General features: G+C 72.6%; 22 protein-coding genes. 9 read left to right on the forward strand and 13 right to left on the reverse strand.

The window, feature by feature from the left end; all coding sequences use genetic code 11:
* The first annotated feature begins 26 nt into the window (after window positions 1-26).
* Window positions 27-1445 carry a cytochrome b N-terminal domain-containing protein gene (locus ACIP4X_RS17375; protein WP_391454732.1) on the forward strand — a complete coding sequence of 473 codons (1419 nt, stop codon included), beginning with the start codon at window positions 27-29 and terminating at the stop codon, window positions 1443-1445.
* On the opposite strand, the gene ACIP4X_RS17380 is transcribed toward ACIP4X_RS17375, so the two are convergent.
* A complete protein-coding gene (locus ACIP4X_RS17380; RefSeq protein ID WP_358729735.1) occupies window positions 1375-1764 on the reverse strand; it encodes a cytochrome c oxidase subunit 4 in 390 nt (129 codons plus the stop codon). The two genes, ACIP4X_RS17375 and ACIP4X_RS17380, sit on opposite strands and share 71 nt — an antisense overlap.
* Complete coding sequence (ctaD, locus tag ACIP4X_RS17385) at window positions 1761-3413, reverse strand: cytochrome c oxidase subunit I (protein ID WP_358729927.1); 1653 nt, start codon at window positions 3411-3413, stop codon at window positions 1761-1763. Before ctaD ends, ACIP4X_RS17380 begins: the two co-directional genes overlap by 4 nt.
* 122 nt (window positions 3414-3535) lie before the next feature.
* Between ctaD and ACIP4X_RS17390 the strand changes: the two genes are divergently transcribed.
* Window positions 3536-3904: a DUF6479 family protein gene (locus ACIP4X_RS17390; protein ID WP_391454517.1), complete on the forward strand. Its 369-nt coding sequence runs from the start codon at window positions 3536-3538 to the stop codon at window positions 3902-3904.
* A 345-nt stretch (window positions 3905-4249) separates the two neighbouring features.
* Here the strand turns inward: ACIP4X_RS17390 and ACIP4X_RS17395 are convergent, their stop codons facing one another.
* Together ACIP4X_RS17395 and ACIP4X_RS17400 are read right to left on the reverse strand one after the other, a co-directional pair.
* A complete protein-coding gene (locus ACIP4X_RS17395) occupies window positions 4250-4837 on the reverse strand; it encodes a hydrolase (RefSeq protein ID WP_401349004.1) in 588 nt (195 codons plus the stop codon).
* A 55-nt stretch (window positions 4838-4892) separates the two neighbouring features.
* Complete coding sequence (locus ACIP4X_RS17400; RefSeq protein ID WP_358729732.1) at window positions 4893-5354, reverse strand: MarR family transcriptional regulator; 462 nt, start codon at window positions 5352-5354, stop codon at window positions 4893-4895.
* Between the two features lie 109 nt (window positions 5355-5463).
* Here ACIP4X_RS17400 and ACIP4X_RS17405 point away from each other — a divergent pair, with 109 nt between their 5' ends.
* Window positions 5464-5970 (forward strand): YfcE family phosphodiesterase, encoded by a 507-nt coding sequence (locus ACIP4X_RS17405; protein WP_391454514.1) that lies wholly within the window; start codon window positions 5464-5466, stop codon window positions 5968-5970.
* 391 nt (window positions 5971-6361) lie between these two features.
* Here ACIP4X_RS17405 and ACIP4X_RS17410 read toward each other — a convergent pair whose 3' ends face one another.
* From ACIP4X_RS17410 to ACIP4X_RS17450, 9 genes are all read right to left on the reverse strand, one after another.
* The gene (locus ACIP4X_RS17410) at window positions 6362-7015 is read right to left on the reverse strand and encodes an SRPBCC family protein (protein WP_358729730.1); all 654 of its coding nucleotides are present in this window, start codon (window positions 7013-7015) and stop codon (window positions 6362-6364) included.
* Window positions 7016-7030: 15 nt separating this feature from the next.
* Complete coding sequence (locus tag ACIP4X_RS17415) at window positions 7031-8137, reverse strand: XdhC/CoxI family protein (RefSeq protein WP_358729729.1); 1107 nt, start codon at window positions 8135-8137, stop codon at window positions 7031-7033.
* A 2-nt stretch (window positions 8138-8139) separates the two neighbouring features.
* Entirely contained in the window at window positions 8140-9477 is a 1338-nt protein-coding gene (locus ACIP4X_RS17420; protein ID WP_358729728.1) for a VWA domain-containing protein, read from the reverse strand.
* Window positions 9478-9482: 5 nt separating this feature from the next.
* Window positions 9483-10367 carry an AAA family ATPase gene (locus tag ACIP4X_RS17425; RefSeq protein ID WP_401349321.1) on the reverse strand — a complete coding sequence of 295 codons (885 nt, stop codon included), beginning with the start codon at window positions 10365-10367 and terminating at the stop codon, window positions 9483-9485.
* A 6-nt stretch (window positions 10368-10373) separates the two neighbouring features.
* A complete protein-coding gene (locus tag ACIP4X_RS17430) occupies window positions 10374-11228 on the reverse strand; it encodes a xanthine dehydrogenase family protein subunit M (RefSeq protein WP_358729727.1) in 855 nt (284 codons plus the stop codon).
* Window positions 11225-13615: a molybdopterin cofactor-binding domain-containing protein gene (locus ACIP4X_RS17435; protein ID WP_391454509.1), complete on the reverse strand. Its 2391-nt coding sequence runs from the start codon at window positions 13613-13615 to the stop codon at window positions 11225-11227. Before ACIP4X_RS17435 ends, ACIP4X_RS17430 begins: the two co-directional genes overlap by 4 nt.
* The gene (locus tag ACIP4X_RS17440) at window positions 13612-14118 is read right to left on the reverse strand and encodes a (2Fe-2S)-binding protein (RefSeq protein ID WP_358729725.1); all 507 of its coding nucleotides are present in this window, start codon (window positions 14116-14118) and stop codon (window positions 13612-13614) included. Before ACIP4X_RS17440 ends, ACIP4X_RS17435 begins: the two co-directional genes overlap by 4 nt.
* A 143-nt stretch (window positions 14119-14261) precedes the next feature.
* Window positions 14262-15491, reverse strand: coding sequence for a glycosyltransferase (locus ACIP4X_RS17445; protein WP_358729925.1), 1230 nt, complete (start codon window positions 15489-15491; stop codon window positions 14262-14264).
* A 550-nt stretch (window positions 15492-16041) separates the two neighbouring features.
* On the reverse strand, window positions 16042-16407 hold the full coding sequence (locus tag ACIP4X_RS17450; protein WP_358729724.1) for a nuclear transport factor 2 family protein: 366 nt from the start codon (window positions 16405-16407) through the stop codon (window positions 16042-16044).
* 346 nt (window positions 16408-16753) lie between these two features.
* Here ACIP4X_RS17450 and ACIP4X_RS17455 point away from each other — a divergent pair, with 346 nt between their 5' ends.
* From ACIP4X_RS17455 to ACIP4X_RS17480, 6 genes are all read left to right on the forward strand, one after another.
* Entirely contained in the window at window positions 16754-17839 is a 1086-nt protein-coding gene (locus tag ACIP4X_RS17455) for an S-(hydroxymethyl)mycothiol dehydrogenase (protein WP_358729723.1), read from the forward strand.
* On the forward strand, window positions 17839-18468 hold the full coding sequence (locus ACIP4X_RS17460) for an MBL fold metallo-hydrolase (RefSeq protein ID WP_358729722.1): 630 nt from the start codon (window positions 17839-17841) through the stop codon (window positions 18466-18468). Before ACIP4X_RS17455 ends, ACIP4X_RS17460 begins: the two co-directional genes overlap by 1 nt.
* A gap of 218 nt (window positions 18469-18686) precedes the next feature.
* A complete protein-coding gene (locus ACIP4X_RS17465; protein ID WP_358729924.1) occupies window positions 18687-19601 on the forward strand; it encodes an SDR family oxidoreductase in 915 nt (304 codons plus the stop codon).
* A gap of 78 nt (window positions 19602-19679) precedes the next feature.
* A complete protein-coding gene (locus ACIP4X_RS17470) occupies window positions 19680-20486 on the forward strand; it encodes an SDR family NAD(P)-dependent oxidoreductase (RefSeq protein WP_358729721.1) in 807 nt (268 codons plus the stop codon).
* A gap of 136 nt (window positions 20487-20622) precedes the next feature.
* Window positions 20623-21318, forward strand: coding sequence for a L,D-transpeptidase family protein (locus tag ACIP4X_RS17475; RefSeq protein WP_358729720.1), 696 nt, complete (start codon window positions 20623-20625; stop codon window positions 21316-21318).
* Between the two features lie 86 nt (window positions 21319-21404).
* Window positions 21405-21590, forward strand: a complete 186-nt coding sequence (locus ACIP4X_RS17480; protein ID WP_401349013.1) for a hypothetical protein — start codon at window positions 21405-21407, stop codon at window positions 21588-21590.
* The last annotated feature ends 39 nt before the right edge of the window (window positions 21591-21629 follow it).

Consider the following 21629-nt stretch of genomic DNA (forward strand, 5'->3'; position numbering starts at 1 on the left):
TTCCGCTGTCCGAGGGCGGCGGGCTGATGCGCAAGGCGTTCCCCGAGCACTGGTCGTTCCTGCTCGGCGAACTCGCCCTGTACAGCCTGCTCGTGCTGGTCCTGACCGGTGTGTGGCTGACGCTGTTCTTCCACCCGGGGATGCGCGAGGTCGTCTACGCCGGGTCCTACACGCCGCTGCGCGGGGTGCGGATGTCGGAGGCGTTCGACTCCACGCTGCGCATCAGCTTCGACATCCGTGGCGGGCTGCTGCTGCGCCAGGCCCACCACTGGGCGGCGCTCGTCTTCGTCGCCGCGATCGGCGCGCATCTGCTGCGGATCTTCTTCACGGGCGCCTTCCGCAGACCCAGGGAGATCAACTGGGTCATCGGGGTGACCCTGTTCGCCCTCGCCATCGCCGAGGGCTTCGCGGGCTACTCCCTGCCCGACGACCTGCTCTCCGGCACCGGGCTGCGCATCGCCCAGGCGATCATGCTGTCCCTGCCGGTGATCGGCACCTACGTCAGCTTCTTCGTGTTCGGCGGCGAGTACCCCGGGCACGAGGTCATCGGCCGCCTGTACAGCCTGCACATCCTGCTGCTGCCGGGCGCCCTGGTCGCGCTGGTCGTCGTGCACCTGATCCTCGTCTTCTATCTGAAGCACACCCAGTGGCGCGGCCCGGGCCGCGCCGATCGCAACGTGCGCGGCAAACCGCTCTTCCCCGAGTTCACCGCCTCCTCGCTGGGCCTTCAGTTCACCGTCTTCGGCGTGCTGGTGCTGCTCGCCGGGATCGCCCAGATCAACCCGGTGTGGACGTACGGCCCCTATCGGCCGGACCTGGCGTCCACGGGCTCCCAGCCGGACTGGTACGTCGGGTTCCTGGAGGGCTCGCTGCGGCTGATGCCCGCCTGGGAGACGAACGTGGCCGGGCACACCCTCATGTGGAACGCCTTCCTGCCGGCGGTCGTCCTGCCGGCGCTGCTGTTCGCCGTGCTGTACGCGTACCCGTTCGCCGAGCAGTGGCTGACGGGGGAGTGGCACCAGGAGCAGCACCTGTGCGACCGGCCGCGGGAGCGCCCCGTGCGCACCGGCCTCGGCGTCGCCGGGATCGTCCTCTACGGAGTGCTGCTGCTGGAGGGCGGCAACGACGTCATCGCGGCCACCTTCCGGGTCTCCGTGAACACGATCACCTGGGTGCTGCGGATCGCGTTCGTGCTGGCCCCCGTCGTCGCCTTCCTGGGCACCCGGGCCCTGTGCCGCGCCCTGCTGGCCAAGGAGCAGGAGGTCCTCGCCGAGGGCGAGGAGACCGGCCAGGTCCGCCAGTCCGTCACCGGCGGCTACGAGAGCGCCCACCGCCCCGTCGAGTCACGCCGCCCCGGAGCGCCGGCGCCGGTCGTCACTCGCCCCGGTGCACGTACTGGAATGCCATCCCCGCCACCCCCCGCGCCAGCACCCCGAGACCGATGAGGAACAGCCACACCCCGTAGACCACGCCCAGCGCGCTGACCGAGAAGCCCAGCGCGGTGATGATCGGCCAGGTGCTCTCGGGCGGGAAGAACTCCAGCGGCCCTGCGGCGTCGGCGACCTCGGCCTCACGGCGGTCCTGCGGCCGCGTCCCCCTGCGCCGGTACTGGATCAGGCAGAAGAAGGAGACCAGCGCCGCCATTCCGCAGGCGACGACCAGCGCCGCCGTGCCGGCCGGCTCGCCCGACCAGACGCCGTACAGGGCGGCGCTGCCGCCGAAGAACAGCGCGACGCCGCCGAAGAGCAGGGCTTCCACCTTCATCGGCGTCCCTCCAGTTCCGCCTGCCGCACGATGTCGGGGTGGTGCAGGTCGAAGGCGGGGGCCTCCGAGCGGATCCGGGGCAGCGCGTCGAAGTTGTGCCGCGGCGGCGGGCAGGAGGTCGCCCACTCAAGGGCGCGCCCGTACCCCCAGGGGTCGTCCACGGTGACCTTCCGTCCATGGCGCGCGGTGTGCCAGACGTTGTAGAGGAACGGCAGGGTGGACGCGCCGAGCAGGAACGCCCCCGCCGAGGAAAGTGTGTTCAGGAGGGTGAAGCCGTCGGCGGGCAGGTAGTCGGCGTACCGGCGGGGCATCCCCTCCGCGCCGAGCCAGTGCTGCACCAGGAAGGTGAGCTGGAAGCCGGGGAACAGCAGCCAGAAATGGATCTTGCCGAGCCGCTCGTCCAGCATCCGCCCGGTGAGCTTGGGCCACCAGAAGTAGAAGCCGCCGAACATCGCGAACACCACGGTGCCGAACAGCACGTAGTGAAGGTGCGCCACGATGAAGTACGAGTCGGTCACGTGGAAGTCCAGCGGCGGCGAGGCGATCAACACGCCGCTGAGCCCGCCCAGCAGGAACGACACCATGAATCCGAACGACCACAGCATCGGCGTCTCGAACGACAGCGAGCCGCCCCGCATCGTCCCGATCCAGGCGAAGAACTTGATCCCGGTGGGCACCGCGATCAGGAACGACATGATCGAGAAGAACGGCAGCAGCACCGCGCCCGTGGCGAACATGTGGTGCGCCCACACCACCGCCGACAGCATGGTGATCGCGATGGTGGCCCCGATCATCGGCAGGTACCCGAACTGCGGCTTGCGGGAGAAGACCGGGACGATCTCGCTGACGATCCCGAAGAACGGCAGCGCGACGATGTAGACCTCCGGGTGGCCGAAGAACCAGAACAGGTGCTGCCACAGCAGCGCCCCGCCGTTGGCCGCGTCGAAGACGTGCGCCCCGAACTTCCGGTCCGCCTCCAGGGCGAGCAGCGCGGCGGTCAGCACCGGGAAGGCGGGCAGCACCAGGATCGAGGTGAACAGCACGTTCCAGGTGAAGATCGGCATCCGGAACATCGTCATCCCCGGCGCCCGCAGCGTGGTGATCGTGGCGATGAAGTTGACCGCGCCGAGCGTCGTCGACACACCCGTCACCACCAGCCCCATCACCCACAGGTCACCGCCCGCGCCGGGGGAGTAGTAGGCGCTGTTGAGCGGCGCGTAGGCGAACCAGCCGAAGGCCGCCGAACCGCCGGGCACGAGGAACCCCGACACGACCATGAGCCCGCCGAATAGGTACATCCAGTACGACAGGGCGTTCAGACGGGGGAAGGCCACGTCCGGGGCGCCGATCTGCAACGGCATCACCGCGTTCGTGAAGCCCGCGAACATGGGCGTGGCGAACAGCAGCATCATGATCGTGCCGTGGATCGTGAAGAGCTGGTTGTAGGTCTGCTCGTTCATGAACTGCAGGCCCGGCTGCGCGAGTTCGGCCCGCATCGCCATCGCCAGCAGACCGGCCAGCAGGAAGAAGCCGAACGCCGTGACCATGTAGAGCCTGCCGATCACCTTGTGATCGGTCGTCGAGGCCCACTCCAGCAGCTTCCGGCCGAACGGGCGGGAGGCGTCGGCGGGCCGCTCGGCGGTGGACATGGGTGTTTCGGACATGTCGGTCATCGGCGGCGAGGCTACCGCCCTGCCCCGCGACCGGGCCCGCGCCACGCCCTCGCCGGTCCGGCAGGCATCGGCCGGGCGGGGCCGGGTACCCGGCGAGCATGGACACCACCTGGTACGAAGCAGCCGGTGCCGGCTCGGCCGCCGGTATCGCCGTCATCGTCGTCGGCGGTCTGGTCGTCGCGGCAGTCCTGGTGTGGGCCGTCCGGCTCGGCATCAGGGTCAAGCAGGACGGGCCGAGGACGCCCCGGGGCGGCGAGCATCCGACGCTGCCGGACTCCGGGGCGGTCCACGAGGAACGTCATCGGCGCGAGCCCGTCGAGGTACCCCGGGCCGAGGAGACCGGCCGGCGCCTCACCCCGCACGAACTCGGGTCGTCGGGCAGCAGGCGCAGTGCGGACCAGAGCCGTCCGCGCTGGGACGAGGGATCCAGCGGCTCGTTCGGCAGCGGGGGCTCCGGTGGCAGGTGACCCGGGGCGTTCCTGAGGAAGCACCGCTCCACAGCACAGCATGTGACGCAGAAGGTGGATGAGGCGTCGTGATCGCGCACACCAGTGAGAAACACGTTGCAAGGCCCCCCGAGACGGGCTGGGCGCAGGCCCGCCGCCGGCGGGAGGAGGGCGTGCGCACCTGCCTCCCCGCGCTCGAGGACCGCGGCGACGGACCTCCGCAGGACCGCACGGGCAACGAGTCGAACATAGTCCGGGGCGAGGACTGAACCGCGGGTCCGGCGGGCGGCGGGGCTGATGCCGGGCCTCCCGGCGCGGGGAGACAGGTGAAGGGCCGGGTGGGCGGCGCGGGGCGCGCCCGCCGGGTCAGCCGTGCGTCTTGGCCAGCAGTTCGAGGATCTCGGCGGTGGTGCCGGTCTCGCCCAGGCGCGGGAAGATCCGCTCCACGCTGCCCCGGTGGGCCTCGGCGTCCATGTCGCTCATGGCGTCGGTGGCCAGGGTGACGTGGTAGCCGTGCTCGTGGGCGGCGCGGGCGGTGGACTCCACGCCGATGCTGGTGGCGATGCCGGTCAGCACGATCTGCGTCACCCCGCGGCGGCGCAGCTGCACATCGAGGTCGGTGCCGTGGAAGGCGCCCCAGTTGTGCTTGGTGACGGTGATGTCGCGGGCGTGCCCCGCCAGCTCGGGGACGATCGTGTCCCAGCCCTCGGGCCGGGCGCCGCCGCCGGGACGCGTCGCCTCGGTGCGGCCGGGGGGCACGTCGGCGAGATCGGGGGCGAAGGAGACCCGGACCAGGACGACGGGCAGGTTCCTGGCGCGGAACGCGTCGGCGAGTTCGGCCGAACGCGAGACGACCTCGGGGCCGGAGTACGGCTGGGTGGGGGCGGCGGCGATGCCGGCCTGGAGGTCGATCACGACAAGTGCGGTGCGCGGGTCGAGCGCGGTGAGTGCCATGGTGGGGTCAGGCCTTTCGTGGATGAGCGTGGCGGGTGCCGGTGGGTGCTGCTCGTCAGGGCCGGGTCAGCCGTTCCAGCAGGGTGAGCGCTTCGAGGAGCGTTTCCCGCTCGGTCTCGGTGTAACGGTCCTCCAGCGCCCGGGTCAGCCATTCCCCGCGGCTCTGCCGGTCGCCCGCGATGCGCTCGCGGCCGGCCTCGGTCAGGGTGACGAGCTGACGCCGCCCGTCCTCGGGGTCGGGGCTGCGCCGGATCAGCCCGTGCCGCTCCAGGGCGGCGAGCGTGGCGGCCATGGACTGCGGCCGGACCCCCTCGGTGGCGGCCAGGGCGCTGGCCGTGGCGGCGCCGTGCTTGCCGACCAGGGTGAGGGCCGACACCTGGGGCGGAGTCAGGTCCTCGTCCCGCGCGACCTCGCGGATCCGGCGCCGCAGCCGGCTGAACACCACCCGCAGATCGCGGGCGGCCTGCGCGGAGGAGGCGGAGATGCCCGGCGGTACCTCACCGGCCTTGTGATCCATGACGGCACCGTAGAACCGTCCGGGCGGAACTGTCCAGTCTGAACTGGACAGTCTCGACTGAAGATCTGTTCGCGCGGTCGCCGTCGCGGCCTCGCAGTAGGCTGACGTCGTGCGTCTGCTGCTGATGTCCGACACCCATCTGCCCAAGCGCGCCAAGGAACTGCCCCCGCGGCTGCTCGCCGAACTCCCGCACGCCGACGTCGTCCTCCACGCCGGGGACTGGGTCGACGCCGCCACGCTCGACCTGCTGGAGAGCCGCAGCCGCCGCCTGATCGGCGTCTTCGGCAACAACGACGGCCCCGAACTGCGCGCCCGACTGCCGGAGGTGGCCCGCGCCGACCTCGACGGGCTGCGCCTCGGCGTCATCCACGAGACCGGACCCGCCCAGGACCGAGAGGGCCGCTGCTCCGCCCGCTTCCCCGACCTCGACGTCCTGGTCTTCGGGCACAGCCACATCCCCTGGGACACCACCGCGCCCTCCGGTCTGCGCCTGCTCAACCCGGGCTCGCCCACGGACCGGCGCCGCCAGCCCCACTGCACCTACATGACCGCCACCGTCACCGGCGGCCGTCTGACCGACGTGGACCTGCACCGGCTGCCGCGCCGGACCCCGTGAACGTGTCCGGCTGCCGGGCGGTGCACGAGGGCGTGACCACGCAGGAGGGCAGCCCCTGAAGTCAGGGGCTGCCCCGGGGTCACTCTTCCCTTTCTCGATTCCGACTTCTCGGCGAGATCCGGGCCGCTCGATGCGTGGCGGCGGCCCGGTCGCTGCGAGTGTGCGCTTTCACGGACCTCCTTCTCCACTGGACGCTGCGGCACATGTGCTGCGGAGGCCATGCATGCCTCATCCGTTGAAGGCGCGCGTACCCTTCCCGCGCAGCCTCACACCAACGAATCCGCAAAACCCGGACGAAAGCCGGAACAGCAGGTCACAGGGGCAACGAGCGACTGATCGAGGCTCATGGGCACCCTTCGTACCAGGGAGGGGCCCGAGCGGCCGTGCCCGGTCAGGGGCGCCGGAGCCGGCGCACGGCGACGATCAGCAGCGCCACCGCCAGGGCCGCGCCGGCCGCCGCGGCGGCGCGCTTGGCGATCGGCACACCAGCGGTGCGCAGCAGATCGAGCGGCTCGGGCTCCGGCTCCGCGTACCGGGGTGCGGGCTCTCCACGCGCCTCTGTCGCCGCGCTCCCGGCGGCGCCTCCGGCCGCCACGGGCGGCGTCTCGGCGAGGCGCCGCGAAAGACAGTCGGCGAACTGCCCCACCAGCCGGTCGCCCACCTCCGCCAGCACCCCGCGCCCGAACTGCGCCGGGCGGCCGGTCACCGTCAGATCGGTCCGCACCGACACCGCCGTACCGCCGTCACGCTCTTGAAGCGTGCCCGTGACGGTGGCACGCGCCGTGCCCTGCCCGCGCGTCTCCCGGCCGCTGGCGGCGAGGACCATGCGGTGCGCCGCCTCGTCCTGCTCCTCGAAGACCGCCGTCCCCTTGTAGTTGACCGTGATCGGTCCCAGCTTGACCTTGACCGAACCGGTCACGGTCGTGCCGTCGTACTCCTGCACGGTGGCCCCCGGCAGACACGGGGCCACGCGCTCGATGTCCAGGAGCGCCCGCCAGGCGTCGTCGACCGGCACGGGCACGGTGAACTCGTGGTTCAGTTCCATGACTTCTCCTCGCAGTCAGGCGGAGCCGGTCGCGTGGATGGCTCCGGCGGTCACGGCCAGGGGCGCACCGGTGCCGCCCCAGCGCAGCGCGACGATCTCGGCCGCGACGGACACGGCCACCTCCTCCGGGGTACGGGCGCCGAGGTCGAGCCCCACGGGGGAGCGCAGCCGGGCGAGCTCGTCCTCCGTCAGACCGGCCTCGACCAGCCGCTCCAGCCGGTCGTGATGGGTACGGCGGCTGCCCATCGCGCCGATGTACGCGGCGGGCCTGCGCAGCGCCTCCTCCAGCAGCGGCACGTCGAACTTCGGGTCGTGCGTCAGGACGCAGATCACCGTGCGCTCGTCGGTCTCCGTGCCGTGCAGATAACGGTGCGGCCAGTCCACGACCACCTCCACGCCCTCGGGGAAGCGTTGCGGCGTGGCGAACACCGGGCGGGCGTCGCACACCGTGACGCGGTAGCCGAGGAAGACGCCGATACGGGCCACCGCGGCCGCGTAGTCGATCGCGCCGAACACCAGCATCCGCGGCGGCGGCGCGAAGGAGTGCAGGAACACCGTGACGGCGTCCTCGCGGCGCTCGCCCCGCGCCCCGTAGTGCCTCAGTCCGGTGGCGCCCTGGGCGAGCTCGCCGCGGGCGTCGGCGGTCACCGCCGCGTCCAGCCCGGTGGCGCCCAGCGTGCCCGCCACCGTGCCGGGCCACACCGCGAGCGTCGCCCCGCGCGGGGCCGGTCCGTCGACCACGGTCGCCACGGTCACGGGATCGCCCGCGGCCACGGACGCGGCGACCGCGCCGAAGGCCGGGTCCGACTCCTGGGTCACCGCCCTGACCAGCACGGAGATCTCACCACCGCAGGTGAGTCCCACCGCGAAGGCGTCCTCGTCGCTGTAGCCGAACGTCTCCAGCCGTGCCTCGCCGTCGGCCACGACCTCCTGGGCCAGCTCGAACACCGCCCCCTCCACGCACCCGCCGGACACGCTCCCCACCACCTCGTCGTCCGGGCCCACGGCCATCGAGGCGCCCGGTTCGCGCGGCGCGCTGCGGCTGACCGTGACGACGGTGGCGAGGCCGAACGGCACCCGCGCCGCGTACCACCGCTCCAGTACCGGAAGAATCTCGCGCACGTTCAGCTCCTCTCCGACAACCCCGGCAGCTCGCCGGCCGTGTCCGTGCCGGCGCCCTGCATCACCGCCGCCAGACGCTCCAGGGCGGCCAGGCTGTGCCCCTCGACGAAGTCGTCCACGCTGGGCAGCGCCGCCGCCATGCCGGCGGCCAGTGGCGCGTAACCGGGGCGCGCCTTGCGGGGGTTGGACCAGATCACCCGGTGCGCGAGCCGGTGCAGGCGGCGCATCTGGGCGGCGAGCAGGCGCGGGTCGCCACGCTCCCAGCCGTCGGACAGCAGTACCACGACGGCGCCGCGCGCCATGCCCCGCTGGCCCCAGCGGTCCAGGAACTCCCGCAGCAGCTCACCCAGGCGGGTGCCCCCGCGCCAGTCGGGCACGGCCTCGGCGACCGCGGCCATGGCCAGATCCGGGTCGCGGTGGGACAGCTCCCGGGTGACCCGGGTGAGCCGGGTGCCGATGGTGAACACCTCCGTACGGCGGCCCCGGGCGGCGGCGTGCGCGAAACGCAGCAGGGCGTCGGCGTAGGGCCCCATGGATCCGCTGACGTCGACCAGCAGCACCACCCGCCGCGGCCTTTCCGCGCGCGCGTGCCGCCGCAGCAGCGCGGGCTCGCCGCCCAGCCGGAGCAGTTCCCGCACGGTGCGGTGCGGGTCGACGGGCCCGCGCCGGGCCGGCCGGCGCCGCGCGGTGCGCCGGGGCTGCCCGCGCAGCGCGAACGCGGCGAGCAGCCGGCGCACCTGCGCGCGTTCGGCGGGGTCCAGCTCCGCCACGTCGCGGTGGCGCAGCACCTCGGCGGAGCTGGCGAGCGAGGCGGTGGGCGGCCCCTGCTGCTCCTCTCCCGGCGGCCCGGCCCGCGACCCCGCGGGCGCCTCCCGCAGGACCAGCCGCGGCCGGGGCGGGGCAGCGGGCCGGGGCGGCCGGGCCGGCGTCCCGTCGGTGCCGAAGTACGCGGCGAACACCCGCTCGTAGCGCTCCAGATCGTCCCGGTCCCCGCACAGCGTCACCCGCCCCGCCCAGTACACGTCCGTCCGCAACCCGGGACGCAGGGCGTCCACCGCACGCAGGAACGCGTACACCCGCTCGGCACTCGCCGCGACCCCGGCGGCCCGCAACGCCCGCGCAAACCCCAGCAGAGCGGCATCACCACCGGGCCCACCGACCCCGCGGTCTTCGCCGCGCCCGTCGGCGGCGGTGCACGCGGCGCCGCTGTCGGACGGCTGTTCCCGGGGGCCCGGTGCGTTGCTGTGCTCGGCGGGCGTGGCCGGCCCGCCGCCGGGAGCGAGCGTCCCGGCGTCCGCGTCGTGTCGGACGCTCGGCGTGATGGGGGGTTCGCCGGTCATGGTGATTACGTTCCCCGGCCCGCGAGGACCGTTGCGAAGTCCAGGCCGCGGGCTCGGTCCGTGTCCTCGCGGTACTTCAGAACCGAGCCCAGGGTGGCCACCGCCAGTTCCGCGTCGACCTCGTTCGCGCCGAGGGCGTCCAGGGCGCGGGCCCAGTCCAGGGTCTCTGCGACGCCCGGCGGCTTGAGCAGGTCCTCGGCGCGCAGGGCCTGCACCAGCGCGGTCACCTGTTCCGCGAGCCGCGCCGACACCTGCGGCAGCCTGCGCCGGACGATCGCTAGTTCGCGGCCGAAACCGGGATGGTCGAACCAGTGGTACAGACACCTCCGCTTCAGCGCGTCGTGCACCTCGCGGGTGCGGTTGGAGGTCAGCACGACCACCGGCGGCACCTCCGCCCGCAACGTGCCCAGCTCGGGAATCGTCACCTGGAACTCCGACAGCACCTCCAGCAGAAAAGCCTCGAACTCGTCGTCGGCCCGGTCGATCTCGTCGACCAGCAGCACCGACGGCTGCGTCTGCAGAGCCCGCAACAGCGGCCGGGCGACCAGGAACCGCCGGTCGTACAGCTCGTGCTCCAGCCGCTCCGCGTCCCTGACCCCGGCTGCCTCGGCCGCCCGCAGGTGCAGCAGCTGACGCGGGAAGTCCCAGTCGTACAGCGCCTGGGAGGCGTCGATGCCCTCATGGCACTGGAGCCGGATCAGCGGCGCGTCGAGCATCTCGGCGAGGGCGGAGGCGAGCGCCGTCTTGCCGACGCCCGCGTCGCCCTCGCAGAAGACCGGCCGGTGCAGCCGCAGTGCCAGGAAGCAGGCGATGGCGAGCCCGTCGTCGACGAGGTAGCCGGTCCGCTCAAGACAGGAACGCACCTGCCCGGGGCTGTCCAGGGAAGTGATCGGCGCTCACCCCATCCCGGCGGCGGCCAGGACCGCCCGCTTGGTCAGCACCCGCGCGAGGTGCGCCCGGTACTCGGGTGAGGCCGACGCGTCCCGCGAGGGCCGGGTGCCCTCCGCCGCCGACCGGGCCGCCCGCGCCACCGCGTCGGCGTCCCCGGCACCGGCCAGCGCCTCCTCCGCCGCCGCGGCCCGCAACGGGGTCGCGCCCATGTTGGTCAGCCCGATCCGCGTCTCCGCGATGCGTCCGTCGTCGCGCCGCACCAGCGCGGCCACGCCGACCATCGCCCAGGACTGCGCCACCCGGTGGAACTTCTCGTACCGGTAGCCCCAGCCCTCCCGCTTGGGCACCCGCACCTCCACCAGCAGTTCGTCGGGGGCCAGCGCCGTCTGCAGATAGTCGGCGAAGAACTCGCGCGCCGGGATCGTGCGCCGCCCGCCGGGCCCCTCGGCGACCAGTTCGGCGTCCAGCGCCAGCGCCACCGCGGGCAGGTCCCCGGCCGGGTCGGCGTGCGCGAGCGAACCGCCGAGGGTGCCCCGGTGCCGTACGGCGGGGTCGGCGACCGTCTCGGTGGCCTGGGCCAGCAGGCCCGCGTGCCGTCGTACCAGCGGGTCGTGCACGACGTCGTGGTGCGTGGTCAGCGCGCCGATGGCGAGCATGCCGCCGTCCTCGCGGACCCCGCGCAGTCCGGGGATCCGCCCGATGTCGACGACGAGCTCGGGGAAGGCCAGCCGCAGCCGCAGCAACGGCAGCAGGCTCTGTCCGCCGGCCAGCACCTTCGCCTCGTCGCCCGCCTCGGCGAGCGTGCGCACGGCCTCGCCGATACTGGTCGGGCGGGCGTAGTCGAATGCGGGGGGAATCATGCCGAGGCCTCCTTCCGCGCCGACTGCCCCTGCGCGGACCGCACGGCCTCCCACACCCGTTCGGGGGTGCACGGCATCCGCACGTCGTGCACGCCCAGCGGGCGCAGCGCGTCGACGATCGCGTTGACGACGGCGGGCGTCGAGGCGATGGTGCCCGCCTCGCCGACCCCCTTGGCGCCGAGCGGATTGGAGACCGCGGGCGTCTCCGTCCGGTCGGTCACGAAGTCGGGCAGGTCCGCCGCCGACGGCACCAGGTAGTCGGCCATCGTGCCGGAGACCAAGTTGCCCTCCGCGTCGTACACGGCCTCCTCGTACAGTGCCTGGGCGATGCCCTGGGCCAGTCCGCCGTGCACCTGGCCCTCGACGATCACCGGGTTGATGACCCGGCCCACGTCGTCCACGCAGACGTAGGAGCGGATACGGGTCTGCCCGGTCTCGGTGTCGACCTCGACCGCGCACAGGTGGGTGCCGTGCGGGTAGGAGAAGTTCTCCGGGTCGAGCAGGTACTCGGAGTTGAGGGTGGGCTCCATGCCGTCGGGCACGTCGTGCGAGGTGAACGTCGCGAAGGCGACCTCCTGGATGGTCCTGCGCGCCTCCGGCGAGCCCTTCACCGAGAACACGCCGCCCTTGAACTCCAGGTCGTCCTCGCTGGCCTCCAGCAGATGCGCGGCGACCCTCCGCGCCTTGGCCACCACCTTCTCCGCGGCGCGGTGCACCGCCGACCCGCCCACGACCAGCGAGCGCGAACCGTAGGTGTCCATGCCCTGCGGGGCCGCCAGGGTGTCGCCGTGCAGCACCTCGACGTCCTCGAACGGCACACCCAGCACGTCCGCGGCGATCTGGCTCCAGCAGGTCACGTGCCCCTGCCCGTGCGGGCTGGTGCCGGTCACCACCTCGACCTTGCCGGTGGGCAGCATACGGATGCTCGCCGCCTCCCAGCCGCCGGCCGAGTACCTGAGATCCCGCAGCACCCGGCTGGGCGCCAGCCCGCACATCTCCGTGTACGTCGACACGCCGATGCCCAGGCGCACGGCGTCCCCGCGCTCGTTGCGCTCGCGCTGCTCGGCGCGCAGGTCGTCGTAGCCGAACAGGGCGAGCGCCTTGTCCGTCGCCGCCTCGTAGTTCCCGCTGTCGTAGGTCAGCCCCGCGACCGAGGTGTACGGGAACTCCTCGTGCCGGATCCAGTTCCGCCGCCGCACCTCCACCGGGTCGAGACCGACCTCGGCGGCGAGTTCGTCCATGGTCCGCTCGATGGCGTACGTGGCCTCCGGGCGCCCGGCGCCGCGATAGGCGTCGGTCGGGGTGCGGGTGGTGAACACGCCGGTGCAGTTGAACTCGTAGGCGTCCATCTTGTAGATCGCCGGGTACATGAAGGCGCCCAGGATCGGGATGCCGGGGGTGACCAGCATGAGGTAGGCGCCCATGTCGGCGAGCAGGTCGACCTTGAGTCCGAGCAGCCGGCCCTCGCGGGTGGCGGCGATCTCGACGTCCTGGATCATGCCGCGGCCGTGGTGGGTGGCCAGATAGCCCTCGGAGCGGGACTCGGTCCACTTCACCGGCCGTCCCAGCCGGCGCGCGACCTCGACCGCGATGGCCTCCTCGCCGTACACCTGGAGCTTGGAGCCGAAGCCGCCGCCGACGTCGGGCGCGACCACCCGCAGTTTGTGCTCCGGCACACCGGTGACCACCGAGAGCATGATCCGCAGGATGTGGGGGATCTGCGTCGCCGAGTACACCGTGAACTCCCCGGAGGCGGCGAGCGGGGTGACGACGACCGCGCGGGGCTCCATGGCGTTGGGGATGAGGCGCTGCTGCCGGTAACGGCGTTCGAGCACGACGTCGGCGCGCTGCCTGACGGCCTCGAAGTCCTCGCCGCTCCTGAACGGCCACAGGTAGGCGCGGTTGGTGCCCTTGTCGGCGTGGACCAGCGGGGCGTCCTCGGCGAGTGCCTCCTCCAGGTCCAGGACCGGCGGCAGAGGCTCGTAGTCGACCTCGATCGCCTCCAGCGCGTCGGCCGCCGCGTACCGGTCGCGGGCCACCACGACCGCGACCGGGTCGCCGGCGTGGCGCACCTCGTCGACCGCGACCGGCGGGTGGTCGGGCAGCACCATGTCCTCGGTGACCGGCCAGGCGCAGGGCAGCGAACCCAGTGCCCCGGCGAGCTCGCGGCCGCTGAACGCGGCGACGACGCCGGGGCGTTCCAGGGCGGGGGAGACGTCGATCCGTTCGATGCGGGCGTGCGCCATGGGGCTGCGCAGGATGGCCAGGTGCAGCAGTCCGGTGACGGAGATGTTGTCGGTCCAGTTGGTCTGCCCGGTGATCAGCCGGGCGTCCTCCTTGCGGAGCCGGGCCCTGCCGACCTCGCGTTCGACGGCCTGGTCGGTCATGCCGTCACCTCCTGGGCGGAACCGGTCCGCTCGCCGGAGGCCGTCTCCCCCTCGGCGACGGCGAGCACCGCGCGGACGATGTTCTGATAGCCGGTGCACCGGCAGAGGTTGCCCTCCAGCGCCTTGCGCACCTCGGCGGAGTCCGGGTGGGGGTTCTCGCGCAGCAGATCGCGCGCGGCCATGATCATCCCGGGCGTGCAGTAGCCGCACTGCAGCGCGTGCCGCTCGTGGAACGCGCGCTGCAGCTCCGTCCACTCGCCGTCCCTGGCCAGGCCCTGGACCGTGGTCACCTCGCCGCCGTCCGCCTGGACGGCCAGCACCGTGCAGCTCTTGACGCTCGCGCCGTCCAGCTCGACCGTGCAAGTCCCGCAGTTCGAGGTGTCGCAGCCGATCGGGGTGCCGGTCAGCCCGAGACGGTCGCGCAGATAGTGGACCAGCAGAAGACGCGGCTCCACCTCGTCCTCGTAGAGCGTGCCGTCCACCGTGACCGAGATATGGGTCATGTTCCCTCCAGTGACCGAATGGGCGTGGGTGGGGGAAATGTGGTCAATCGTGTGGTGTACGTCACTCTATGTCCACGCTTGGGCGGCGGCGAGTGCGGCGGCGGAGTGCGGCGCCGGGATGGTGGTCCTCGCCGTGGCGGGGCCTAGTGGGACAGGTGTTCGACTGCTGCCAGTACGGGGGCCAGGCCGTTCTCGTCGCGGATCCGGGCGCCCAGGGTTCGTGCCCGGTCCCGGTGGCCGTCGTCCCGGGTGGCGCGGACCAGCGCGCCGGCGAGGCTGTCCGTGGTGAGGGCGCGCAGCGGGAGCGAGCAGGGGGCCACGCCGAGCCCGACGAGACGGTCCGCCCAGAAGCCCTCGTCGAACTGGACCGGCACCGGCACCGCGGGAACGCCGGCCCGCAACCCGGCCGCGGTCGTGCCCGCCCCGGCGTGGTGCACCACGCCCGCCAGCCGCGGGAACAGGGCCGAGTGCGGCACCTCGCCGATGGTCAGCATGTCGTCGCCCGACGCCTCCAGGCCGGCCCAGCCGCGCTGGACCACACCGCGCAGTCCGGCCCGGCGCAGCGCGCGCACGATGGTGTCGCTGAGCCGCCCCGGGTCGGGCACGGTGGCGCTGCCCAGGCCCACGTAGACCGGCGGTGGGCCCGCGTCGAGGAAGTCCCACAGGCCGTCGGGGAGTTGGGTGTAACGGTCGTACGGCCACCAGTACCCGCACACGTGCAGCGTGCCGCGCCAGTCGTGGGGCCTCGGCACCACGAGCGGGCTGAAGCCGTGGTAGACGGGCCGGCGCTGCCCCCGGCGGATGCGGCGCCCGGTACCGGCGCGGGCGGGCGGCAGCCCCAGCCGGGTCCGTACGGCGGGTACGGCGGCCGAGAAGACCCGCTCCACGGCCAGGTTCACCCCGTGCCCGGCGAGCCGGTTCGCGGCCGCGCCCCAGTGTCCGCCGCCCAGTAGGGGAGGGGCGAACTCCGTTGTGGGGGAGAGGGGTTGCAGATGGGCGCCCAGACTGGGCAGTTTCAACGCCTCGGCGATGGCGTGCCCGACCGGCCCGAGCGAGCCGGCGAGCAGCAGTACGTCGCTCTTCTCGGCCGCCGCGATCAGGTCGTCCGTCATCCGGTCGATGGCCGCCCGCACCAGGCTCACGGCCCGCAGCATCTTGCCCGCGCCGGTCGCGCTGCGGTGCAGGCCCCGGCCGCGCGAGGACTCCAACTCCGCCCGCGGGTCCACCGGCAGCGGATGGAAGCCGAGGCCCGCGCCTGCGACCAGCGGTTCGAAGCATCCGTGCGTGACCAGGGTGACCTCATGACCCGCGAGAGCCAGGCCGTGCCCCAGTCCGGTGAAGGGGGCGACATCGCCCCGGGATCCCGCCGTCATGATCGCTACACGCACGTCGGCCAGTATGGCCGCGCCCCCGCCCCCCACCCGTGAACGACCCGAACGGTGTCGGCGCCGTCACCCTGCCCCGGCCTGCGCCTGTCCCCGGCCTCACCCCTGCTCCGGCCTTCCGGCCTTCCGGCCTGCGGCCTGGCGGTCTGGCGGCCTGGCGGCCTGCGGTCTGGCGGCCTGCGGCCTTCCGACGCCCGTGTTGTGGCTGGCCCCATGTCGCCGCTTCACCTACCGGTGGCCGCCGCCTCATCGGTCCCGGTGCGGTCCGGCGACACGCGGAGAGGGCGCCGCCGCTCCCCAGTGGTGCCCCCTCAGCGCCGCCAGTCGCGGCCTCGCCGCATCCTGACCGGTACGGCTCGCCGTGGGCGGAGGCCGCGCGGTGGCACAGGGCTGCGGCCCGGACGGGCGCGTGTCGCTCGCAGCAGCGAGCGGATCAGGGTGGTGGACGCCAGCCGGGAGCGGGGTCGGCCCAGGCCGGCGCGGGCCGAGAAGGTCCAGGTCAGCCGTGAGCTGACCTGGAACCGCGCGGCCCTCCTGCCTATTCGTCCCATGCCTGGATCAGGATCTGTTCGACGATCCTGCCGTCGCGCAGCGACACCATGGACTCCGCGAGGACACGGACGCCGTCCGCGTACTGGCAGGACTCGACGTACGCGGCATGGTCGCCCTGCACGACGCACCGCTCCAGCCGGTGCGTCATGTCGCGGCCGTAGACGTTCTCGAGCATCGTGCCGATCTCTTCCCGGCCGTGCAGGACCTTGGGACTGCTGGGCTGGGTGTTGCGGTCCACGATGCGGATCTCCGCGTCGTCCGTGTAGAGCGACAGCAGCGTGTCCGCCGTGTCTCCTTCGATGCCGCGCCGGAGCGTACCCGTGTCGAAGGCGGGGCTTTCCGAGGTGGACATGATGACCTCCTACGAGGGCCCGCGGCCCCGGGGGAGGACGGGCCGCGGCGGACCTCACAGTTCGAGGCTCCTCCGCCCCGGCGGGCACGGCAAACGCGGTCCGGGCGCTGCGCCTGACGGGTGAGCGCGCCCGCGGTCCCGTGTCCGGGCGGGCCCGGACGGTGTTCCTGAGGACATGATCCACACTCAGCGCGTCCAGCACTGATCCACCGCCCCGCGGGCCCGGCCTCCCTGCCCCGCCCACCCGCCCGTCCCCGCAGATCAGAGGCCCCCCTCAGTGCCCCTTACCGATCAGTCGGACGTAGGGTCGGGGGACGTACACCGCTCGACGGAAGGGACCACCACCATGGCGCAGGAAGTGCGCGGCGTGATCGCACCCGGCAAGAACGAACCGGTGCGGGTCGAGACGATCGTGGTGCCGGACCCGGGGCCGGGAGAGGCCGTCGTACGGATCCAGGCCTGCGGCGTCTGCCACACCGACCTGCACTACAAGCAGGGCGGAATCAACGACGAGTTCCCGTTCCTGCTCGGCCACGAGGCCGCGGGCGTCGTGGAGTCGGTCGGCGACGACGTCACCGATGTCGCGCCCGGCGACTTCGTCATCCTCAACTGGCGGGCCGTCTGCGGCAAGTGCCGCGCCTGTCTGCGCGGACGGCCCTGGTACTGCTTCGACACCCACAACGCGCGCCAGCGCATGACCCTGACCGACGGCACCGAACTCTCCCCGGCACTCGGGATCGGCGCGTTCGCCGAGAAGACCCTGGTGGCGGCCGGTCAGTGCACCAAGGTCGACCCGGCGGTCTCCCCGGCGGTGGCCGGACTGCTGGGCTGCGGCGTGATGGCCGGCATCGGCGCGGCGATCAACACCGGCGGCGTCGGCCGCGGCGACTCGGTCGCCGTCATCGGCTGCGGCGGCGTCGGCGACGCGGCGATCGCCGGCGCGTACCTGGCGGGCGCGGCGAAGGTCATCGCCGTCGACATCGACGACCGCAAGCTGGAGACCGCCCGCACCATGGGCGCCACGCACACGGTCAACTCCAAGGACAACGACCCCGTCGAGGCCATCCGCGAGCTGACCGGCGGCTTCGGCGCCGACGTCGTCATCGAGGCGGTCGGCCGCCCCGAGACGTACCAGCAGGCGTTCTACGCCCGCGACCTGGCCGGCACGGTCGTCCTGGTCGGCGTGCCGACCCCGGAGATGAAGCTGGAACTGCCGCTGCTCGACGTCTTCGGACGCGGCGGTGCGCTGAAGTCGAGCTGGTACGGCGACTGCCTGCCCTCCCGGGACTTCCCCATGCTCATCGACCTGCACCTGCAAGGGCGCCTGCCGCTGGACAAGTTCGTCACCGAGACCATCCAACTGGACGAGGTGGAGAAGGCGTTCGAGCGAATGCACCACGGCGACGTGCTGCGCTCGGTGGTGGTGCTCTGATGGCCACCCGTATCGAACGCCTCGTCACCTCCGGGCAGTTCACGCTCGACGGCGGCACCTGGGACGTCGACAACAACGTGTGGATCGTCGGCGACGACCATGAGGCCGTCGTCATCGACGCCGCCCACGACGCCGAGGCCATCGCCGCGGCGGTCGGCGACCGCCGGCTCACCGCCATCGTGTGCACCCACGCCCACAACGACCACATCGACGCGGCCCCGGCGCTCGCCGACCTCACCGGCGCGACGATCTGGCTGCACGCCGACGACCTGCCGCTGTGGAAGATGACCCACCCGAACCGGGACCCCGACGAGCACCTCGTCGACGGCCAGGTCATCGAGGCGGCCGGTGCCGACCTGAAGGTCCTGCACACGCCCGGCCACGCACCCGGCGCGATCTGCCTGTACGACCCGGGACTCGGCGCGGTCTTCACCGGCGACACGCTGTTCCAGGGCGGTCCCGGCGCGACCGGGCGTTCCTACTCCCACTTCCCGACGATCATCGACTCGATCCGCGACCGCCTGCTGACGCTGCCGCCCGAGACGAAGGTCCTCACCGGCCACGGCGACCCGACCACCATCGGCGCCGAGGCCCCGCACCTCCAGGAGTGGATCGCCCGCGGGCACTGACGGGGCAGGAGGGGCCCGGAGCCCCTGAGTCCGGAGTGTGAGCCCGGAGAACGGGCCGTGCGAGACCGAGAGGCGCTCGTACGGCCCGTTCCGCGTCTCCGGCTCGCCCGCGCCCGGACCGGCGTGCGGAACGCGCGGCGGAAAGGCGACAGAGGATGTCCGGTTTCCCCGGCACCCTGGATCACGGCATCGACGCGGAACACATCGGGAGGTCGGACATGCCGGGCCCACTGGAAGGCAAGGTCGCACTGGTCGCGGGGGCGACGCGGGGAGCGGGCCGGGGAATCGCGGTGGAGCTCGGCGCGGCCGGCGCCACCGTCTACGTCACCGGACGCACCACCCGGGCCCGCCGCTCGGAGTACGACCGCCCCGAGACCATCGAGGACACCGCCGACCTGGTCACCGGGGCCGGCGGCCGCGGCATCGCCGTACCGGCCGACCACCTGGAGCCCGACCAGGTCCGCGCGCTCGTGGACCGGATCGCTCGTGAGCGGGGCCGGCTCGACGTCCTCGTCAACGACATCTGGGGCGCGGAGCACCTCTTCGCCTGGGACACCCCGGTGTGGGAGCACGATCTCGACAAGGGACTGCGGCTGCTCCGGCTCGCGGTGGAGACGCACGCGATCACCAGCCACCACGCGCTGCCGCTGATGCTCCGTCACCCCGGCGGTCTGGTCGTGGAGATGACGGACGGCACGGCCGAGTACAACCGGGACGCCTACCGCGTGAACTTCTTCTACGACCTTGCCAAGGCGTCCGTCCTGCGCATGGCCTTCGCGCTCGGTCACGAACTCGGCCCGCGCGGCGCCACCGCGGTGGCCCTCACCCCCGGCTGGCTGCGCTCGGAGCTGATGCTCGACCACTTCGGGGTGCGGGAGGACAACTGGCGTGACGCCCTGGACCGCGTCCCGCACTTCGCCATCTCCGAGACCCCGCGCTTCGTGGGCCGCGCCGTGGCCGCCCTGGCCGCGGACCCGGACGTGGCCCGCTGGAACGGCCGTTCCCTGTCCAGCGGCGGCCTCGCCCGGGTCTACGGCTTCACCGACCTCGACGGCAGCCGGCCCGACGCCTGGCGCTACCTCGTCGAGGTCCAGGACGCGGGCCGGCCGGCCGACCCGACCGGCTACCGCTGACGGGAGCCGCCGAACACGCCTCGCCCAAAGGCGCCTTGACGGCCCGTAAGGGGGTGGAGGGGCAGTAGGTTCGGCGTCATGACCGACAGCGGGCGATTCGACGGGTACGGGGTTCTCATCACCGGCGCGGGCCGGGGCATCGGCGCGGCCACCGCGCGCAGGCTGGCCGAGGAGGGGGCCGGGGTCCTGGTCACCGACGTCGACGGGGACGTGGCGGAGCGGACGGCGGCGGGGCTGCGTGAACGCGGACTCAGTGCGCGGGCACACGAGTTGGACGTCGCGGACCGGGACGCGGTCCCGGCGGCGGTGGAACTGGCCGTCCGCACCTTCGGATCCCTCGACGTCCTGGTCAACTGCGCGGCGCACTGCACGCCCGACACCCCGCTGTTCGAGGACGACCCGGAAGCGGTGTGGGCCCGCGACCTCGACGTCACCCTGACTGGCGCCTACCGCTGCTGCCGCGCCGCCCTGCCCCACCTGGCGGCGGCCGGCAGGGGAGCGATCGTCAGCATCGGCTCGGTCAACGGCGTCCAGGACTTCGGCAACCACGGCTACAGCGCGGCCAAGGCGGGGCTGGCCTCGCTCACCCGCACCCTCGCCGGACACGCCGCCGCCCGCGGGGTCCGCGTCAACCTGGTGGTGCCGGGCACGGTCCGCACCTCGGCCTGGGAGGGACGGGAGGCCGAACTCGACCGGGTCCGCGACCTGTACCCGCTGGGCCGGGTCGGGGAACCGGAGGACATCGCCGCCGCGGTGGCCTTCCTCGCCTCGCGTGACGCGGCCTGGATCACCGGCACCACCCTGACCGTCGACGGCGGCCTCACCGCGGTCAACACCGCATTCCGCGCCGCCGTCCAGGAGGAGCGGGAGGAGGCCGACACCTGAACACGCCCTGCTCCGACCCGAACTGACGGCTTGTTGTCACCGTTTCGTCTCGGTGCGCCCGGCTCCGCAACCGTTGTACCCCGCCGCGGGTCTAGGTGTCGGGAAGTGCCGGAACGCACCGAGGGGGCAGGGCGTCATGAGGGACATCGGCAGGCGGGGAACGGTCGTACTGGGCGTGACGGGACTGGTGGCGCCGCTCGCGCTCGCGCTCGGTACCGCACCCGCGCAGGCGGCGAGTTGCACGACGCAGGCGGGGCCGTACCAGAAGAAGGTGGAGAAGTTCCTCGGACGGCCGGTGGACGGACGGCAGTCGGCCGCCGACTGCAAGGCCGTACAGGCCTTCCAGAACAAGCACGGCATCACGCCGAACATCGGCTACGCGGGTCCCGTCACCTGGGGCGTGATGGACCTCATGAACAAGCAGAAGGCCGTGGGCAAGAAGCCGAACAAGAGCGGCAAGTGCCCGGTCAACAAGGGCCGGATCGCCTGCGTCGACCTCACCCTCCAGCTCAGCTGGATCCAGGACGGCAGTCGGCTCGTCTACGGGCCGGTTCCGGTGCGCACCGGACGCAAGGGCTACACGACCCGCACCGGCCTGAAGAAGATCTACTGGCGGGACGTCGACCACTTCTCGACCCTCTACAACGTGCGTATGCCCTACAGCCAGTTCTTCGACGGCGGCCAGGCCTTCCACTCCGTCGGCCTGAGCATGTGGAACCCGCCGGGCTCGCACGGCTGCGTGAACATGACGACGAAGGACGCCAAGAAGTACTGGTCGCTGCTGAAGAAGGGCGACGACGTCTTCGTCTACGGCCGCAAGCCCGGTACCTGACCTGCGGAATTGACGTGATGAGCAACACGGTCCGATATGTCCGCATCGCTCGTACTTATTCACAGCGCCTTCACGCCGGGCGGCATATGCTTCACGGCATGTCCACCAGTGTTGAACCCGTTTCCGAGCGATCGGCCGCGGAGGTCAACGAGGAGATCCGGGCGCTGTGGCTCAGGTCGGGCGGGATACTGACCACCGAGCAGCGCGAGGAGTACCAGCGCCTGGTGATGGAGTGGGCCGCGGCCGCTCCGCACTCCGCGAAGGCGGCCTGAGCCGGCCCTGACCTCCGTCCTCCGACCTCCGCTTTCGGC

Source organism: Streptomyces sp. NPDC088817 (assembly GCF_044750345.1).
Classification (GTDB): domain Bacteria; phylum Actinomycetota; class Actinomycetes; order Streptomycetales; family Streptomycetaceae; genus Streptomyces.

Coding starts and splice junctions, on each gene's coding strand:
- ACIP4X_RS17380 (WP_358729735.1), bottom strand. CDS start 1,764: ATGAAGGTGGAAGCCCTGCTCTTCGGCGGCGTCGCGCTGTTCTTCGGC.
- ACIP4X_RS17390 (WP_391454517.1), top strand. CDS start 3,536: ATGGACACCACCTGGTACGAAGCAGCCGGTGCCGGCTCGGCCGCCGGT.
- ACIP4X_RS17455 (WP_358729723.1), top strand. CDS start 16,754: ATGGCGCAGGAAGTGCGCGGCGTGATCGCACCCGGCAAGAACGAACCG.
- ACIP4X_RS17435 (WP_391454509.1), bottom strand. CDS start 13,615: ATGACCGACCAGGCCGTCGAACGCGAGGTCGGCAGGGCCCGGCTCCGC.
- ACIP4X_RS17400 (WP_358729732.1), bottom strand. CDS start 5,354: ATGGATCACAAGGCCGGTGAGGTACCGCCGGGCATCTCCGCCTCCTCC.
- ACIP4X_RS17410 (WP_358729730.1), bottom strand. CDS start 7,015: ATGGAACTGAACCACGAGTTCACCGTGCCCGTGCCGGTCGACGACGCC.
- ACIP4X_RS17470 (WP_358729721.1), top strand. CDS start 19,680: ATGACCGACAGCGGGCGATTCGACGGGTACGGGGTTCTCATCACCGGC.
- ACIP4X_RS17430 (WP_358729727.1), bottom strand. CDS start 11,228: ATGATTCCCCCCGCATTCGACTACGCCCGCCCGACCAGTATCGGCGAG.
- ACIP4X_RS17465 (WP_358729924.1), top strand. CDS start 18,687: ATGCCGGGCCCACTGGAAGGCAAGGTCGCACTGGTCGCGGGGGCGACG.
- ACIP4X_RS17450 (WP_358729724.1), bottom strand. CDS start 16,407: ATGTCCACCTCGGAAAGCCCCGCCTTCGACACGGGTACGCTCCGGCGC.
- ACIP4X_RS17460 (WP_358729722.1), top strand. CDS start 17,839: ATGGCCACCCGTATCGAACGCCTCGTCACCTCCGGGCAGTTCACGCTC.
- ACIP4X_RS17420 (WP_358729728.1), bottom strand. CDS start 9,477: ATGACCGGCGAACCCCCCATCACGCCGAGCGTCCGACACGACGCGGAC.
- ctaD (WP_358729927.1), bottom strand. CDS start 3,413: ATGTCCACCGCCGAGCGGCCCGCCGACGCCTCCCGCCCGTTCGGCCGG.
- ACIP4X_RS17480 (WP_401349013.1), top strand. CDS start 21,405: ATGCTTCACGGCATGTCCACCAGTGTTGAACCCGTTTCCGAGCGATCG.
- ACIP4X_RS17375 (WP_391454732.1), top strand. CDS start 27: ATGCGCAAGGCGTTCCCCGAGCACTGGTCGTTCCTGCTCGGCGAACTC.
- ACIP4X_RS17395 (WP_401349004.1), bottom strand. CDS start 4,837: ATGGCACTCACCGCGCTCGACCCGCGCACCGCACTTGTCGTGATCGAC.
- ACIP4X_RS17445 (WP_358729925.1), bottom strand. CDS start 15,491: ATGACGGCGGGATCCCGGGGCGATGTCGCCCCCTTCACCGGACTGGGG.
- ACIP4X_RS17475 (WP_358729720.1), top strand. CDS start 20,623: ATGAGGGACATCGGCAGGCGGGGAACGGTCGTACTGGGCGTGACGGGA.
- ACIP4X_RS17440 (WP_358729725.1), bottom strand. CDS start 14,118: ATGACCCATATCTCGGTCACGGTGGACGGCACGCTCTACGAGGACGAG.